The following is a 14,082-nucleotide window of genomic DNA, read 5'->3' as shown; positions in this document are numbered from 1 at the left end:
CGCCACCACGCAGGGCAGCCTAGGCGTTGCTCCCGGGACCCGCCGCGTCCCGCCCGGCCAGGGCGTCCAGGGCGGCGCGGTCCAGGCCGGTGGCGCCGGTCACCTCGGCGTCGTCGACCGCGCCGCAGTCCAGCCCGCGGGTCACCACGCCGGCCAGCGCGCGGGCCGTGGCCGGCTCGTCGAGCACCCCGCCGTCGACCCGCTCCACGTAGGCGGCCAGCCGCGCGGCCGCGGCCGGCAGCGCGCCGCGGAAGAAGGCGTAGGTGGCCGCGTAGCGGGTGACCAGCTGCGCGGGGTGCAGGTCCCAGCCCTGGTAGAGGCCGCGCTCCAGGGCGCGGCTGACCAGCCCGGCGTGCACCCGCCAGCCGGCGTGCACCCGCTCCCGCGGGCCGACCGGCAGGACGTTGGTCGAGCCGTCGACCGCGCGCGCCCCGGTGCCGGCCACGGCGACCTGCATGAGCTGCTTGGCGAGGTCGAGCGCCGGGTGGTCGGAGGACTGGTGCGCCGCCGCGATGCCCAGCGCCGCGCTGTAGTCGTAGGTGCCGTGGTGCAGGCCGGTCAGCCGCGGGCCGGCCGCGTGCACCATGCGGGCCAGCGTCACCGCGCCGTCGGCGCCGAGCACCGCCTGCGGGGTCTCCACCTGCAGCTCGAGGTCGAGGGCGAGGCCGTGCGCGGCCTCCAGCGCGTCGAGGACGGGCAGGAAGGCCCGCACCTGCTCGACGTCGGTCACCTTCGGGAGGGTGACGGTCGCCCTCCGCGCGCGGACGGCGGAGAGGAACAGGTCGAGCGAGCGGACGCCGCGGCGGCGGGTGGCCCCCTCCAGCGACTTGGCCCGGATGCCCACCGACGGCGGCGCGGTCCCGGCGGCGAGGTCGCCGGCCACCGCCTCAGCGGCGCGCAGGACGTCGCCGTCCTCGGCGTCGGGGTGCCCGCGGTAGCCGTCCTCGGCGTCGACCCGCAGGTCCTCGACCGGCTCGGCGGCGAGCTTCGCGCGCACCCGCGGCAGCACCTCGTCCAGCAGCGCGGCGTCGTACCCGAGGTCGGGCAGGCCGTGCTCGTCGAGGGTGGCCAGCGCCGCGGCGCCCCAGGCGGCGGCCAGGCCGGGGACTACGGCGTCGGCGGGCACGTAGCAGGTGTGCACCGGCTGCCGGCCCGGCCGCTCCCCCGGGTACGCGGCGGCGCGGGCGGCGTCGACGGGGGCGAGGCGGCGGTCGAGCTCGGCGTAGATCCCCTCGTCCAGGGTCACCGCGTAGCTCGGATGAGCTCGGCCCTCGTGCAGGAGCCCGCCGCGAGCGCCCATCGGCCCCTTCGCAGGGTCCCGGCGCGAGCCTGCGAGCGGCGGGGGGCGAGGGGGTCCTTCTCGGGGGGCACGGGGGTCCTTCCTCAGTCGATGAGCTCGTACGCGGGCAGGGTGAGGAAGTCGGGGAACTCGTCGGCCAGCGCGACCTGCTCGAACAGGCGGCGGGCGTCGTCGAGGCGGGGCAACTCGCCGATCCCCGCGACCTCCTCGGCGACGACGCGGCGCACCAGCTCCTCCGTCACCGTCTCGCCGGTGTCGAGCTCCACCCCGGCGTGCACCCACTGCCACACCTGGGAGCGGCTGATCTCGGCCGTGGCGGCGTCCTCCATGAGGCCGTGGATGCCGACCGCGCCGTTGCCGCCGAGCCACGCGGCCAGGTAGCGGAGCGCGATCTCGACGTTGGCCCGCAGGCCCGCGATCGTGCGGGCACCGGGGACGCCGGCGACGTCGAGCAGCTGCGCCGCGGTCACCGACACCTCGGGGCGCTGCCGGTCGAGCTGGTTGGGGCGCTCGCCGAGGACGGCGTCGAAGGCCTCCCGGCAGACCGGCACCAGGTCGGGGTGGGCCACCCAGGAGCCGTCGAATCCGTCGCCGGCCTCCCGGGTCTTGTCCTCGCGGACCTTGGCCAGCGCCCGCTCGTTGGCCTCGGGGTCCTTGCGGCTGGGGATGGCCGCGGCCATGCCGCCGATGGCCATGGCGCCGCGGCGGTGGCAGACGGCGACGAGCTGGTCCGTGTAGGCCCGCATCATCGGCGCGGTCATGGTGACGGCGGCCCGGTCGGGCAGCACGAAGTCCGGGCCGGCCTCGCGGAAGACCTTGATGACGCTGAACAGGTAGTCCCAGCGGCCGGCGTTGAGGCCGGTGGCGTGGCTGCCCAGCGCGTGCAGCATCTCCTCCATCTCGAACGCAGCCGGGATGGTCTCGACGAGCATCGTGGCGCGGATCGACCCCTCGGGGAGGCCCAGCACCTGCTCGGCGTGGTCGAAGACGACCTTCCAGAGCCCCGCCTCGAGGTGGCCCTCCATCTTCGGGAGGTAGAAGTACGGGCCGCTGCCGCGGGACAGCTGCTCGGCGGCGTTGTGGAACAGGTACAGGCCGGCGTCGACCAGCGCGCCGACGGCGGGCTGCCCGTCGACCAGCAGGTGCCGCTCGGGCAGATGCCAGCCGCGCGGGCGCGGCACGATCGTGGGCAGGTCGCCGTCCTCGCGCAGCCGGTACTCCTTGCCCTCCGGGCTGGTGAAGGCGAGCTGCCGGCGGACGGCGTCGCGGAGCACGAGCTGCCCGGTGACGACGTTGTGCCAGTGCGGGGTGTTGGCGTCCTCGAGGTCGGCCAGCCAGACGTCGGCGCCGCAGTTGAGCGCGTTGACGGCCATCTTCGGCTCGGTCGGGCCGGTGATCTCCACGCGGCGGTCGACCAGGCCGGGCGGCGGCGGGGGCACCTGCCAGTCGCCGGCGCGGACGTCGGCGGTCTCGGGGCGGAAGTCCAGCCAGCGAGCGGCGGCGATCTCGGCGCGGCGGGCGGCGCGGGCGGCGAGCACGGCGTCGCGCTGCGGGCCGAAGCGGCGCTGCAGGTCGGCGACGAACTCCAGCGCCTCGGGGGTCAGCACCTCCTCCGACCGCTCGACGTCGGGTCCCTGCACGCGCACGTCGCTCATCCGCTGCACCCTCTTCTCGACCGGCGGGCTGCCATCCTGTCACCGTGAGCCGCCTCGACGAGTTCAACAGCGAGCCCGCCGACGCCGCCGTCGAGGCCCTGCGCGGCTGCAACGCCGCGCCGCGCTTCGCCGCCGAGCTGGTCGCCGGCCGCCCGTTCCCCGACGCCGACACCCTCGTCCGCCGGGCCGGGGAGGTGGCGCGGGCGCTGCCGTGGGACGAGGTGCAGCTGGCGCTGGCCGCGCACCCCCGGATCGGCGACCGGGTCGAGGGCTCCTCGGCCGAGGCGGCGGCCTCCCGCCGGGAGCAGGGGTCGATGGGCGGCGCCGACGACGACACGCGCGCCGCGATCGTCGAGGGCAACCGCGCCTACGAGGAGCGGTTCGGGCACGTCTACCTGATCCGCGCGGCCGGGCGGTCCCCGGAGGAGATGCTCACCGAGCTGCGCCGCCGGCTGGGCGACGACGACGACGCCGAGCGGGCCGAGGTGGTCGAGCAGCTGGCCCAGATCAGCGAGCTGCGGGTGCGCGGGCTGGTCTCGTGAGCGTCTCCACGCACGTGCTCGACGCCGTGGCGGGGCGGCCGGCCGCTGGGATCGCCGTCCGGCTGTTCGCGGGCGGGGACCTGCTCGCCGAGGGCACCACCGACGCCGACGGCCGCTGCCGGCTCACCGAGGACGCCACCGTCGCCGGGCCGCACCGGCTGGTGTTCGCCACCGGCCCCTGGTTCGCCGGGCGCGGGGTGGATGCGTTCTGGCCGGAGGTGACGCTGACCTTCGCCGTCACCGCGCCCGCCGAGCACCACCACGTGCCGCTGCTGCTCTCGCCGTTCGCCTACTCCACCTATCGCGGCAGCTGAGGCGCGCCGGTTCCACGTGCAACACCGGCGCAACGGGTGTGCGGCAGGCTGCGCGCATGGCGATCGTGCTCGGACCCAACCAGTACGGGAAGGCGGAGGTCCGCGTCGTCGCGGTCGACCGCAGCTCCCCCCGGCACGAGCTCGTCGACCTGAACGTGAGCACCAGCCTCCGCGGGGACTTCACCGCCGCGCACACGCGGGGCGACAACGCCCACGTCCTCACCACCGACGCGCAGAAGAACACCGTGTTCGCCTTCGCCCGCGACGGCGTCGGCTCGCCGGAGGCCTTCGGGCTGCGGCTGGCCCGCCACCTCGCCGGGTCCTACGACTGGATCACCGGCGCCCGGGTGGCCGTGGAGTCCTACGGCTGGGAGCGGATCGCCGTCGGCGGGCAGCCGCACGACCACGCGTTCCGCCGGCCCGGCGGGGAGGTCCGGACGGCGGTGGTCACCGTGGCCGGGGACGACGTGCACGTGCTCGCCGGCCTGACCGACCTCGTCGTCCTCAAGACCACCGGCTCGGAGTTCTGGGGCTTCCCGCGCGACCGGTACACGACCCTGGCCGAGACCCGCGACCGCATCCTCGCCACCGCGGTGACCGCCCGCTGGCGCCACACCTCCGCCGAGCTGGACTGGGACGCGCACTTCCACGGCGTCAGGACGACGCTGCTCGAGGCGTTCGCCGCCACGCACTCCCTCGCGCTGCAGCAGACGCTGTACCGGATGGGCGAGGCGGTGCTCGAGGCCTTCCCCGACGTCGCCGAGGTGCGGCTGTCGATGCCGAACCGCCACCACTTCCTGCAGGACCTGTCGGCCTACGGCCTGGACAACCCGGACGTCGTCTACCACGCCGACGACCGGCCCTACGGGCTCATCGAGGGGACGGTGCTGCGCGACGACGTCCCGCCCGCCGAGGTCGCGTGGCTGGGCACGCCGGGCTTCTGCTGAGGTGGGGGCCGTGAGCGACGAGCGCGAGGTCCTGACCTACGAGCTGTTCGGCACCGCGGCCCGCGAGCTGGCCCAGCAGGTCGCCGACGACGGCTTCGAGCCCGACCTGATCCTCTCGATCGCCCGCGGCGGGCTGTTCCTCGGCGGGGCGCTGGGCTACGCGCTCGACGTCAAGAACCTGTTCGTGATGAACGTGGAGTTCTACACCGGCGTGGACGAGCGGCTGGAGCTGCCGGTGGTGCTGCCGCCGACGCTGGACGCCGTCGACCTGACCGGCGCGCGGGTGCTGGTCGCCGACGACGTCGCCGACACCGGCAAGACGCTGGAGCTGGTCCGCGACTTCTGCGCGGGTTACGTCTCCGACGTGCGGACGGCGGTCGTCTACGAGAAGCCGCGCTCGGTGGTCAGCTGCGACTACGTGTGGCGGCGCACCGACCGCTGGATCGACTTCCCGTGGTCCTCCCTGCCGCCGGTGCGCACGCGCAGCACCCGCCCCGCGCACTGATGGTCGTCCTGGAGCCGCTCACCCCGGAGAACGTGCGGGTCGTCTGCGACCTGCGGGTCGCCCCCGGTCAGGAGCACCTGGTGGCGCCCAACGCCGTCTCGATCGCCGAGGCGTACGTCCACCCACAGGCGTGGTGCCGGGCGGTGCGCTCCGACGGGCGGCTGGTCGGCTTCGTGATGCTCTGGGACTCCCCCGAGGAGCTCGGGCACATGCTGTGGCGGCTGATGGTCGACGCGTCGGCGCAGGGCCGTGGCGTCGGCCGGCAGGTGGTCGAGCAGGTGGCCGCGTACGTGCGCGCGCAGGGCGTGCCGGAGCTGCGGGTGAGCGTCGTCGACGGCGAAGGCGGCCCGGAGCCGTTCTACCGCTCGCTCGGCTTCGTCCGCACCGGCGAGCTGGCCGACGACGAGCCGGTCCTGGTCCTCACCCTCTGACGGGTCGCGGCCGTCAGCGGCGGGTGGAGACCGTGACGGTGAACCGGCGGTCGTGGGCGGCCGCGCGGGTCGGGCCGACCAGCCGCCGCAGCGCCGCCCGGTGCGGCAGCCGGTTGTTGTAGACCGCCCACAGCTCGCCGCCCGGCCGCAGCACCCGCGCCGCGGCGGCGAACAGCCGGTCGGCGGCGGCGGTGACGACGGCGGCGCCGAGGTGGAACGGCGGGTTGCAGACGACGAGGTCCACGCCGGCGTCGGGCACGGTCGCGGCGGCGTCGTCGCGCAGGACCGCCACCCGCTCCAGCCCGGCGCGGGCGAGCGTGGCCCGGGCGGAGGCGACCGCGGCGGCCGACTGGTCGGTGGCGGTGACCGCCAGCTCCGGCCGGGAGCGGGCGAGGACGGCGGCGAGCACGCCGGTGCCGCAGCCGAGGTCGAGGGCGCTGCGCGCGTCCGGGGCGGCGCCCTCGAGCGCGGCGACCAGCAGCCGGGTGCCCTCGTCGACCCGGGCGCCGGCGAACGCGGCGCCGTGCGCGCAGACGTCGAGGCCCAAGGCGTCGTCGTGCCGGCAGCGGGGGAAGGACGGCGCGACGCCGGGCCGCGGCCCGCGGGCGACGAGCACCCGCGACTTCTGCCGGGCGAGGGTGGCCGAGACCTCGCCGAAGCCGGTCCGGAGCACGTCGTTCATGCCGAGGGTCATGTGCTTGACCCGCCCGCCGACCAGCACGGTGACGTCCGGGGCGGCGGCCGCCGCGGCCAGCTCGGTCAGCTCGCGCAGCGCGTCGAGGGCCTTGGGCGCGCGGGCCAGCACGAGCGTCGCGCCGTCGAACAGGCCGGCGTCCAGGCTCCCCGGGCGGTAGGTGCCGGCCAGGCCGGTGCGTCCGGCGTTGAGGGCCAGCGCCCGCTCGCCGACCAGCAGGTCCTGGGCCACCCGCACGTCGCGCGCCCCGGCCGCGACCGCGCCGAGGGTGAGCGCGCCGTACGCGTCGTCGACGACGACCACCCGCTGCCCCGGCAGGTCCTCCGCGGTGTCGAGCAGCAGCCGGTCGGTGGCGTCGACGGCGACCAGGTCGGGCGCCTCGACGTCGGGCTCCCGCCGCAGCTGCGCGAGCACCTCGTCGGGGGTCACGTGGCGGCGACGAAGGAGGCGACCACGCGGCCGAGTTCCGGGCCGACGTCCTCCTGCAGGAAGTGCCCGCCGCCGCGCAGGGTCGTGTGCGGCATGCCCCGGGCGCCGGGCACCAGCCGCTGGAAGACGCGGTCACCGCCGCCGGTGATCGGGTCGGAGTCGGAGAACGCGGTGAGCAGCGGCTTCTCCCAGCGGGTGAGGACCTCCCACGCCGCCCGGTTGGCGGCCGCGGCGGGGTCGTCGGGCGCCGTCGGCACCAGGCTCGGGAAGACCCGGGCGCCGGCCTTGGACGCCTCGTCGGGGAACGGCGCGTCGTAGGCGGCGACCACCTCGGGCGGCAGGTCGGTGACCGTGCCGTTGGCGACGACCCGGCCGACGTCGAAGGCCCGGGCGGTGGCGGCGAACCGCTGCCAGGCGAGGAACGCCTCGCTCATCGGGGCGTCGCCGGTGGGCAGGCCGGTGTTGGCGACGACGAGCCGGGCGAACCGGTCGGGGTGCTCGGCCGCCAGGCGCAGGCCGACCAGCCCGCCCCAGTCCTGGCCGACCAGCGTGACCCCGACCAGGCCGAGGCCCTCGAACAGCGTCCGGCGCATCCACTCGACGTGCGCCGCGTAGCTGTAGGCGGCCGGGTCGGTGGGCTTGTCCGAGCGGCCGAAGCCGACCAGGTCGGGGGCGACGACGCGCAGGCCGGCAGCGGTGAGGTCCGGGATCACGCGCCGCCAGAGGAAGGACCAGGACGGCTCGCCGTGCAGCAGGACGACGACCTCGCCGGAGGCCGGGCCGACGTCGACGACCGCGACCCGCAGCGGCGTGCCGTCCCCGCCGTCGAAGGTGACGTACGTGGGCGGGTACGGGAAGTCCGGCAGCGCGGCGAACCGCTCCTCCGGCGTGCGGATGACGTCCATGGGTCCCCCTGAGGTCACACGCCGGGGAGGCCGACCGGGCAGCTCACGCCGGTCGAGTGCACCGGGCAGTGGCCGTTCGGCACCTCGTGCAGGTACTGCTGGTGGTGGTCCTCGGCGTAGGAGAAGGACGTCGAGAAGTCGCCGTAGCCGGCCGCCCTCAGCCGCTCCTGGTACCGGTCGCGGCTGGCGCACGCGGCGGCCTCCTGCTCCGGCGTCTGGAAGTAGACGGCCGAGCGGTACTGCGTGCCGACGTCGTTGCCCTGCCGCATGCCCTGGGTGGGGTCGTGGTCCTCCCAGAAGACCTTGAGCAGCTCGCCGTAGGTGACGGCGGCGGGGTCGAAGACCACGAGCACGACCTCGGCGTGGCCGGTCCGCGCGGAGCAGACCTCCTCGTACGTCGGGTTCGGCGTGTACCCGCCCGCGTGGCCGGCGGCCGTGGAGTACACGCCGGGCACCTGCCAGAACACCTTCTCGACGCCCCAGGAGCAGCCCGCGCCGAACACGGCGGTCCGCATCCCCTCGGGGAACGGCGGCTGGATGCGGTTGCCGTTCACCGCGTGGGTCTCCGGGACGTGCGGCAGCGGGTCGGGACGACCCGGCAGCGCGTCCTCCGGCGACACCGGCTGGGTCCTGGACCGGGAGAACAACACGATCCGAGCCTAGGACGGCCGCACCACCCGGCGGCGCGGCCGCGTCGGGACGGCGGCAGGATCACCCGCGGACCCGGATCGACGACGCAGGGAGCGACCGTGACCGTCACCGCCCGCGAGTGGCACCTGGCCGCCCGTCCCCACGGCGAGCCCACCCCCGACGACTTCCGGCTGGTCGAGGTCGAGCACCCGGACCCGGCCGACGGCCAGGTGGTGGTGCGGATGGTCGCCATGTCGGTGGACCCCTACATGCGCGGGCGGATGCGGCTGGGCCCCTCCTACGCGGCGCCGTGGGAGGTCGGCGAGGTGATGAAGGGCGGCGCGGTCGGCCGCGTCGTCGAGTCCCGCTCCCCCGACGTCCCCGAGGGCGCGCTGGTGCTCACCGACGCCGCCTGGCGCGACGTCGCCGTCCTCGACGCCCGGCACGTCCGGCAGCTCCCGGCCACCGAGGACCTGCCGCTCACCTACTCCCTCGGCGTCCTCGGGATGCCGGGCCTGACCGCCTGGGCGGGGCTGTTCCGGGTGGCCGCCTTCCGCGAGGGGGACGCCGTGTTCGTCTCCGGCGCGGCCGGGGCGGTGGGCAGCGCGGTCGGCCAGTTCGCGCGGCTGCGCGGCGCCTCGGCGGTGGTCGGCAGCGCGGGCAGCCCGGACAAGGTGGCCTGGCTGCGCGAGATCGGCTTCACCGGCGCCTTCGACTACCACGACGGGCGGGTCAAGGACCTGCTGGCGCAGGCCGCGCCCGACGGCATCGACGTCTACTTCGACAACGTCGGCGGCGAGCACCTGGACGCCGCACTGGGTGCGCTGCACGTGCACGGCCGGGTGGCGATCTGCGGCGCCATCTCGGGCTACAACGCCACCGAGGCGGTGCCCGGGCCGAAGAACTTCAGCTCGCTGATGATCGCCAAGCGGCTCGCGGTCACCGGGCTGCTCGTCGGGGACCACACCGACCTGCACGGCGAGTTCACCGAGACGGTGTCCGGGTGGATCCGGTCGGGGCAGCTCGCCGTCCGCGAGACCGTCTACGAGGGGCTGGAGAACGCCGTCCCGGCCTTCCTCGACCTCCTCAAGGGGGCCAACACCGGGAAGATGGTCGTCCGGCTGGCGCCCGACCCGGATTGAGGCGGGACGGCACCGGGAAGGGGCCGGGGATGTGGCTGCTCCTCACCCGCCGGCTGCGGGTCTGGTTCATCGTGACCGTCCTCGTCCCCCTGGGCACCGGGCTGCTCCGGCGCGCGGGGCTCGCCCTCGAACGGCGGACCGGGCCGACCCAGCTCAGCCGTGGGCTGCTCCGGGCCGGTGACCTCGGCGACCGTGCGCGGGCCCGGCTGCGCGGCGGTGGCCGACGGCGCCGGTGACCACCGCCGAACGGGTCCCGGCCCTCGACCACACCCCGGCGACCGCGCCCACCCGCGCGGTCGCCGTGTTCGCGCACGGCGGCACGGTGGCCAGCGTCGAGCCGCCGCGGGAGCGGGCGCTGTCGCTGGTGCGGATGCGGGCGATCCAGGAAGCGGTGTCCCGCGCCGCGGCCGGGCGGGGCGTGGAGACCTACCTGGTCCGCTACCGCATGGCCGGCTGGAACGGGGTCGCCGCCGACGCGCACGCCGACGTCCGCTGGGCCCTGGACCGCGTGCGCGAGCGGCACGGCGACGTCCCGGTGGTGCTGGTCGGGCACTCGATGGGCGGCCGGGCGGTGCTGCGCGCGGGCGACGACCCGTCGGTGACCGCCGTCTGCGGGCTCGCGCCGTGGACGCCGCCGGGCGAGCCCGTCGGCCACCTGCGCGGCCGCACCGTCGTCCTCGCCCACGGCCGCGGCGACCGCTGGGTGCCGGCGCGGCTGTCGGCGGACTTCGCCGTCCGCGCGCACCGGGCCGGCGCGCGGGTCGCGCGGTTCACGCTGCCCGGCGGGCACGGCATGGTGCGCCGGGTCGGGCGGTGGCACGCGCTGGTCCGCGACGTCGTCCTGGCCGGGGCCGGGCTGGCCCCGTGGCGCGCCGACCTGGGGGACGCTCTGGGCGCCCCGGACGGGGAGGGGCTCGCCGTCCCGCTGTGAGGCGGCGCTTCGGGAACGGGAGTGCGCGTGGAGGAAGTGCTCGCCGACGTCGTCGGCGTCATGGTCACGGTCGTCGAGGCGTGCGGGGCCGTGGTCATCTTCGCCGGCGCGCTGTGGGCCTTCGCCCGTTTCCTGTGGGTGGGGCTGCGCCGCGGCGGGACGTCTGCCTTCGTGCCGGTCCGGCTCACCCTGGGCCGGTTCCTCGCCCTGGGCCTCGAGTTCCAGCTCGCCAGCGACGTGTTGCGGACGGCGGTCGCGCCGAGCTTCCGCGAGCTCGGCCAGCTCGCCGCGGTCGCCGCGATCCGCACGGCGCTGAACTACTTCCTGTCGAAGGAGATCGCCGAGGAGCGGCGGCAGGTCGCCGAGGAGTCCGGTGCGCCGGCGCCCGACCCGGCGTCGGCGGAGCACCGCGGGCGCGGGGTGTGACCTCGCTCGGCCCCGCCCCCGGGCTGCTCGCCGTCGCCGTCAGCGGGCTCGCCCTGGTCGCCGGGGCGGTGACCCTCGCGAGCACCCGGCGGCCCCGGCTCGCGCTGGCGGTGTTCCTGGACCTCCTGCTCGCGGCCGGGCTGCTGCGCCTGGCCGTCGAGCCGACGTGGTCGTCGGTGGGCACGGCGGCCGCCGTCGTCGCGCTGCGCCGGGTGATCGGCGCGGGCCTGCGGGCGGGGGGGCCGGGCCCTGTCCCCGCCGGCGGTGACACGGCCCGGTCCCGGCCGCTGGCCTCCCCGCCCGTGACTGCCGGGTCGGCCTCGCGCCGCGCACGGATCGGGTCCCCGGCCGCCGGGTGAGCCGGGCACCGCCGCCGGCCTGCTCGGGGTCGGGGTCCGCCTCTCGCGCGCGGGAGGCGGACCCGGGCGTCAGGAGAAGAGCGCGCTGTAGCCGTTGAGCGCGGGCTGGCCGCCGAGGTGGGCGTAGAGCACGGTCGACGACGGGTCGATCTCGCGGCGGCCGACCAGGTCGATGGTCGCGGCCATCGACTTCCCCTCGTACACGGGGTCGGTGACCATGCCCTCGGTGCGGGCGGCGGTCTCCATCGCGCGGATCGTCGTCGCGTCGGGGATGCCGTAGACGCCGGCGTGGTACCGCTCGTCGAGCTCGACGTCGTCGAGGGTCAGCTCGCGCCGCACGCCGATCGCCCGCGCGGTCCGCTGGGCGATGCGCAGCACCTGGTCGCGGGTCTCGGCGGGCTTGGCCGAGGCGTCGACGCCGAGCACCCGCCGCGGCCGGCCGCCCTGCTCCTCGAGCAGCGCGAACCCGGCGACCATCCCGGCCTGCGTGGAGCCGGTGACCGAGCAGACGACCACGGTGTCGAAGAAGACGCCGAGCTCGGCCTCCTGCTGCGCCACCTCCAGCGCCCAGTTGGCGAACCCGTGCCCGCCGAGCGGGTGGTCGCTGGCGCCGGCCGGGATGGCGTAGGGCTTGCCGCCGCGCGCCTCGATCTCGGCGAGCGCGGCCTCCCAGCTCTCCTTGAACCCGATGCCGAACCCGGCCTTGACCAGCCGCACGTCCGCACCGGCCAGCCGGCTGACCAGGATGTTGCCGACCTTGTCGTAGACGGCGTCGGGCCAGTCCACCCAGCTCTCCTGCACGAGCACGCAGGACAGCCCGACGTGGGCGGCGACGGCGGCCACCTGCCGGGTGTGGTTGCTCTGCACGCCGCCGATGGAGACGAGGGTGTCGCAGCCCTGGGCGAGCGCGTCGGCGACGAGGTACTCGAGCTTGCGGGTCTTGTTGCCGCCGTAGGCGATGCCCGAGTTGCAGTCCTCCCGCTTGGCCCAGACCTCGGCGCCGCCGAGGTGCGCGGTGAGCCGGTCCAGCCGGTGCACCGGCGAGGGGCCGAACAGCAGCGGGGTGCGGGGGAAGTCAGCCAGCGTCGTCATGGGTCTCCTCCAGTTCGGACAGCAGCGCGGTCCAGATCTCGGTGGTGGTCGCGACGGCGGCGTCGACGTCGGCCGCCTCGCAGGCGGCGATCAGGCGGTCGTGCAGGGCGACCGACCCCCGGCCGTGCGCCGCGGCGAACCGGGCCCGCTCCAGGCGGCGGATGGCGGGGGTGAGCCGCTCGACGGTCGCGGTCAGCGCGGTGTTGCCGGCGCGGTCGAGCAGCACGCCGTGCAGCTCGTCGTCGGCGGCGAGCGCGGCGTCGAGGTCGCCGGCGGCCACGGCCGCGGCGAAGCGCTCGTTGGCGGCGCGCATCGCGGCGACGTCGTCACCGGTCACCCGGCCGGCCGCCTCCCGGGCCGCCAGCTCGTGCATCGCCCGGACGACGACGGCGGCGTCGCGCACCTGCCGCGGCCGCAGCGGGGTGACCCGCGTGTGGCTCTGCGGCTTGGCCTCGACCAGCCCCTCGTCGACCAGCTTGGCCAGCGCGGCGCGCACCGGCGCCACCGACAGGCCGAGGCGGCCGGCCAGCTCGGTGTCCTTGACGACGGCGCCGGGCGCCAGCTCGCCGCTGACGATCGCCGACCGGATGCGGGCCAGCGCCTGGTCGCGCAGCAGCACCCGGCCGACGGGGACGAGCGGGGCGGACACAACTGACATCTCAGATGTCAGAGACGGCGCCGTCAACCCCTGCTCCGCCTTCCGCGCGCGGAAGGCGGGAAACCGACGCTCCGTGGCAGGCGGGGGCCTCGTCGGGGCGGGGACCGCGCCTCACGATCACCGGCATGGACTGGAGCACCGCCCCCGCCGACGCCGCCGCCCACTTCGCCCGCCGGCTGGCCGTGGAGACCGACGTGTCCGACGTGCACGCCGCGCTGGAGTCCGGCGAGCCGGGCTTCGTGCTGCTCGACAGCCGCAGCCGGGAGGCGTGGGACCAGGGGCACGTGCCCGGCGCGCTGCACCTGCCCGGCCCGGAGGTCGCGGCGCGCGCGGAGGCCGAGCTGGACCGGTCCGTCCCGGTGGTGACCTACTGCTGGGGGCCGGGCTGCAACGGGGCCACCCGCGCGGCGCTGGCGCTGGCCCTGCTCGGGTACCGGGTGCGGGAGATGATCGGCGGCTTCGAGTACTGGGCGCGGGAGGGGCTGCCGGTGGCGACCGCGGACGGCCTCACCCGCCCGGACGTCGACCCGCTGACCGCGCCGGTCAGCTGCGGGTGCTGAGGTCGGGGACGTCGTCGTCGGCCAGGCGCGCCCACAGCAGCTCGTCGTGCTTGGCGCCGTCGCCGTAGCGGAAGGAGCGGCGCAGCCGGCCCTCGAAGGTGAACCCGGCCTTCTCCGCCACCCGGCCCGACGCCGGGTTCTCCACTGCGTGCACCAGTTCGACCCGGTCGACCGGCAGCGCGGCGAAGCCCCAGCGCAGCGCGGCGTCGACGGCGCGCGGCGCCACCCCACGGCCGCGCGCGGCGGGCACCGTCCAGTAGCCGACCTCGGCGTCGCCCTGGTCGAGGTCGATGGAGTGCAGGTTCACCGAGCCGAGCAGCTCGCCGCCGGCGGAGTCGACGACGGCCCAGGCGGCGATCCGCCCGCTGCTCCAGTCGGCGCGGCGGGCCACCCAGACCCGCGCGTCCTCGAGCGTGGCCACCCGGCCCGGGTTGCTCCACGCGGCCGTGGCCGGGTCGGTGAGGGCGGCGTGCACAGCCGGGGCGTCGCCGGCCCGCCACGGGCGCAGCCGCACCGGGCCGGCGGGCACCTCGACGGGGGCGGGGACGACGTCGGTCACGCC

19 protein-coding genes are annotated in these 14,082 nt (G+C 76.3%); 11 read left to right on the top strand and 8 right to left on the bottom strand.

Annotation, left to right across the window (positions count from 1 at the left end):
• Positions 1-19: 19 nt before the first annotated feature.
• Together ACI8AA_RS14205 and aceB are read right to left on the bottom strand one after the other, a co-directional pair.
• On the bottom strand, positions 20-1,246 hold the full coding sequence (locus ACI8AA_RS14205; RefSeq protein WP_457045051.1) for a DUF6986 family protein: 1,227 nt from the start codon (positions 1,244-1,246) through the stop codon (positions 20-22).
• Positions 1,247-1,383: 137 nt separating this feature from the next.
• A complete protein-coding gene (gene aceB, locus ACI8AA_RS14200) occupies positions 1,384-2,955 on the bottom strand; it encodes a malate synthase A (protein WP_457045050.1) in 1,572 nt (523 codons plus the stop codon).
• 44 nt (positions 2,956-2,999) lie between these two features.
• Here aceB and uraD point away from each other — a divergent pair, with 44 nt between their 5' ends.
• The 5 genes from uraD to ACI8AA_RS14175 are packed head-to-tail and all read left to right on the top strand — an operon-like array spanning position 3,000 to position 5,694.
• Entirely contained in the window at positions 3,000-3,497 is a 498-nt protein-coding gene (uraD, locus tag ACI8AA_RS14195; RefSeq protein ID WP_457045049.1) for a 2-oxo-4-hydroxy-4-carboxy-5-ureidoimidazoline decarboxylase, read from the top strand.
• Positions 3,494-3,811, top strand: coding sequence for a hydroxyisourate hydrolase (gene uraH / locus ACI8AA_RS14190; protein WP_457045048.1), 318 nt, complete (start codon positions 3,494-3,496; stop codon positions 3,809-3,811). The genes uraD and uraH overlap by 4 nt, the downstream gene beginning before the upstream one ends.
• Before the next feature lie 56 nt (positions 3,812-3,867).
• Positions 3,868-4,758, top strand: a complete 891-nt coding sequence (pucL, locus tag ACI8AA_RS14185) for a factor-independent urate hydroxylase (protein WP_457045047.1) — start codon at positions 3,868-3,870, stop codon at positions 4,756-4,758.
• A 10-nt stretch (positions 4,759-4,768) separates the two neighbouring features.
• Positions 4,769-5,263 (top strand): phosphoribosyltransferase, encoded by a 495-nt coding sequence (locus ACI8AA_RS14180; RefSeq protein WP_456940337.1) that lies wholly within the window; start codon positions 4,769-4,771, stop codon positions 5,261-5,263.
• Positions 5,263-5,694, top strand: a complete 432-nt coding sequence (locus tag ACI8AA_RS14175; protein WP_457045046.1) for a GNAT family N-acetyltransferase — start codon at positions 5,263-5,265, stop codon at positions 5,692-5,694. The genes ACI8AA_RS14180 and ACI8AA_RS14175 overlap by 1 nt, the downstream gene beginning before the upstream one ends.
• Before the next feature lie 13 nt (positions 5,695-5,707).
• Here ACI8AA_RS14175 and ACI8AA_RS14170 read toward each other — a convergent pair whose 3' ends face one another.
• Genes ACI8AA_RS14170 through msrA form a run of 3 tightly spaced genes read right to left on the bottom strand, consistent with a single transcriptional unit; the run spans position 5,708 to position 8,372 of the window.
• On the bottom strand, positions 5,708-6,817 hold the full coding sequence (locus tag ACI8AA_RS14170; RefSeq protein ID WP_457045045.1) for a class I SAM-dependent methyltransferase: 1,110 nt from the start codon (positions 6,815-6,817) through the stop codon (positions 5,708-5,710).
• Positions 6,814-7,722: a haloalkane dehalogenase gene (locus ACI8AA_RS14165; protein ID WP_457045044.1), complete on the bottom strand. Its 909-nt coding sequence runs from the start codon at positions 7,720-7,722 to the stop codon at positions 6,814-6,816. The genes ACI8AA_RS14170 and ACI8AA_RS14165 overlap by 4 nt, the downstream gene beginning before the upstream one ends.
• A 14-nt stretch (positions 7,723-7,736) precedes the next feature.
• Positions 7,737-8,372, bottom strand: a complete 636-nt coding sequence (msrA, locus tag ACI8AA_RS14160; RefSeq protein ID WP_457045043.1) for a peptide-methionine (S)-S-oxide reductase MsrA — start codon at positions 8,370-8,372, stop codon at positions 7,737-7,739.
• Between the two features lie 99 nt (positions 8,373-8,471).
• On the opposite strand from msrA, the gene ACI8AA_RS14155 reads away from it, so the two are divergent.
• The 5 genes from ACI8AA_RS14155 to ACI8AA_RS14135 are packed head-to-tail and all read left to right on the top strand — an operon-like array spanning position 8,472 to position 11,210.
• Positions 8,472-9,494, top strand: coding sequence for an NADP-dependent oxidoreductase (locus tag ACI8AA_RS14155; RefSeq protein ID WP_457045042.1), 1,023 nt, complete (start codon positions 8,472-8,474; stop codon positions 9,492-9,494).
• 29 nt (positions 9,495-9,523) lie between these two features.
• Positions 9,524-9,730, top strand: coding sequence for a hypothetical protein (locus ACI8AA_RS14150; RefSeq protein ID WP_387991279.1), 207 nt, complete (start codon positions 9,524-9,526; stop codon positions 9,728-9,730).
• On the top strand, positions 9,727-10,425 hold the full coding sequence (locus ACI8AA_RS14145) for a serine aminopeptidase domain-containing protein (RefSeq protein WP_457045041.1): 699 nt from the start codon (positions 9,727-9,729) through the stop codon (positions 10,423-10,425). Before ACI8AA_RS14150 ends, ACI8AA_RS14145 begins: the two co-directional genes overlap by 4 nt.
• A 27-nt stretch (positions 10,426-10,452) precedes the next feature.
• On the top strand, positions 10,453-10,851 hold the full coding sequence (locus ACI8AA_RS14140) for a DUF1622 domain-containing protein (protein ID WP_457045040.1): 399 nt from the start codon (positions 10,453-10,455) through the stop codon (positions 10,849-10,851).
• Positions 10,848-11,210, top strand: a complete 363-nt coding sequence (locus ACI8AA_RS14135; RefSeq protein ID WP_457045039.1) for a DUF1622 domain-containing protein — start codon at positions 10,848-10,850, stop codon at positions 11,208-11,210. Before ACI8AA_RS14140 ends, ACI8AA_RS14135 begins: the two co-directional genes overlap by 4 nt.
• A gap of 69 nt (positions 11,211-11,279) precedes the next feature.
• Here ACI8AA_RS14135 and ACI8AA_RS14130 read toward each other — a convergent pair whose 3' ends face one another.
• A complete protein-coding gene (locus ACI8AA_RS14130) occupies positions 11,280-12,302 on the bottom strand; it encodes a 1-aminocyclopropane-1-carboxylate deaminase (RefSeq protein WP_457045038.1) in 1,023 nt (340 codons plus the stop codon).
• Positions 12,286-12,951 (bottom strand): GntR family transcriptional regulator, encoded by a 666-nt coding sequence (locus tag ACI8AA_RS14125; RefSeq protein WP_457045037.1) that lies wholly within the window; start codon positions 12,949-12,951, stop codon positions 12,286-12,288. The genes ACI8AA_RS14130 and ACI8AA_RS14125 overlap by 17 nt, the downstream gene beginning before the upstream one ends.
• Before the next feature lie 134 nt (positions 12,952-13,085).
• Between ACI8AA_RS14125 and ACI8AA_RS14120 the strand changes: the two genes are divergently transcribed.
• Complete coding sequence (locus tag ACI8AA_RS14120) at positions 13,086-13,520, top strand: rhodanese-like domain-containing protein (protein WP_457045036.1); 435 nt, start codon at positions 13,086-13,088, stop codon at positions 13,518-13,520.
• Here the strand turns inward: ACI8AA_RS14120 and ACI8AA_RS14115 are convergent.
• Positions 13,504-14,079, bottom strand: coding sequence for a GNAT family N-acetyltransferase (locus tag ACI8AA_RS14115; protein ID WP_457045035.1), 576 nt, complete (start codon positions 14,077-14,079; stop codon positions 13,504-13,506). The two genes, ACI8AA_RS14120 and ACI8AA_RS14115, sit on opposite strands and share 17 nt — an antisense overlap.
• Between the last annotated feature and the right edge of the window lie 3 nt (positions 14,080-14,082).

It is taken from the genome of Geodermatophilus sp. SYSU D01180 (assembly GCF_054050415.1).
Note: the sequence above shows the minus strand (reverse complement) of the source record. Positions and strands in the feature narration are given on the sequence as shown.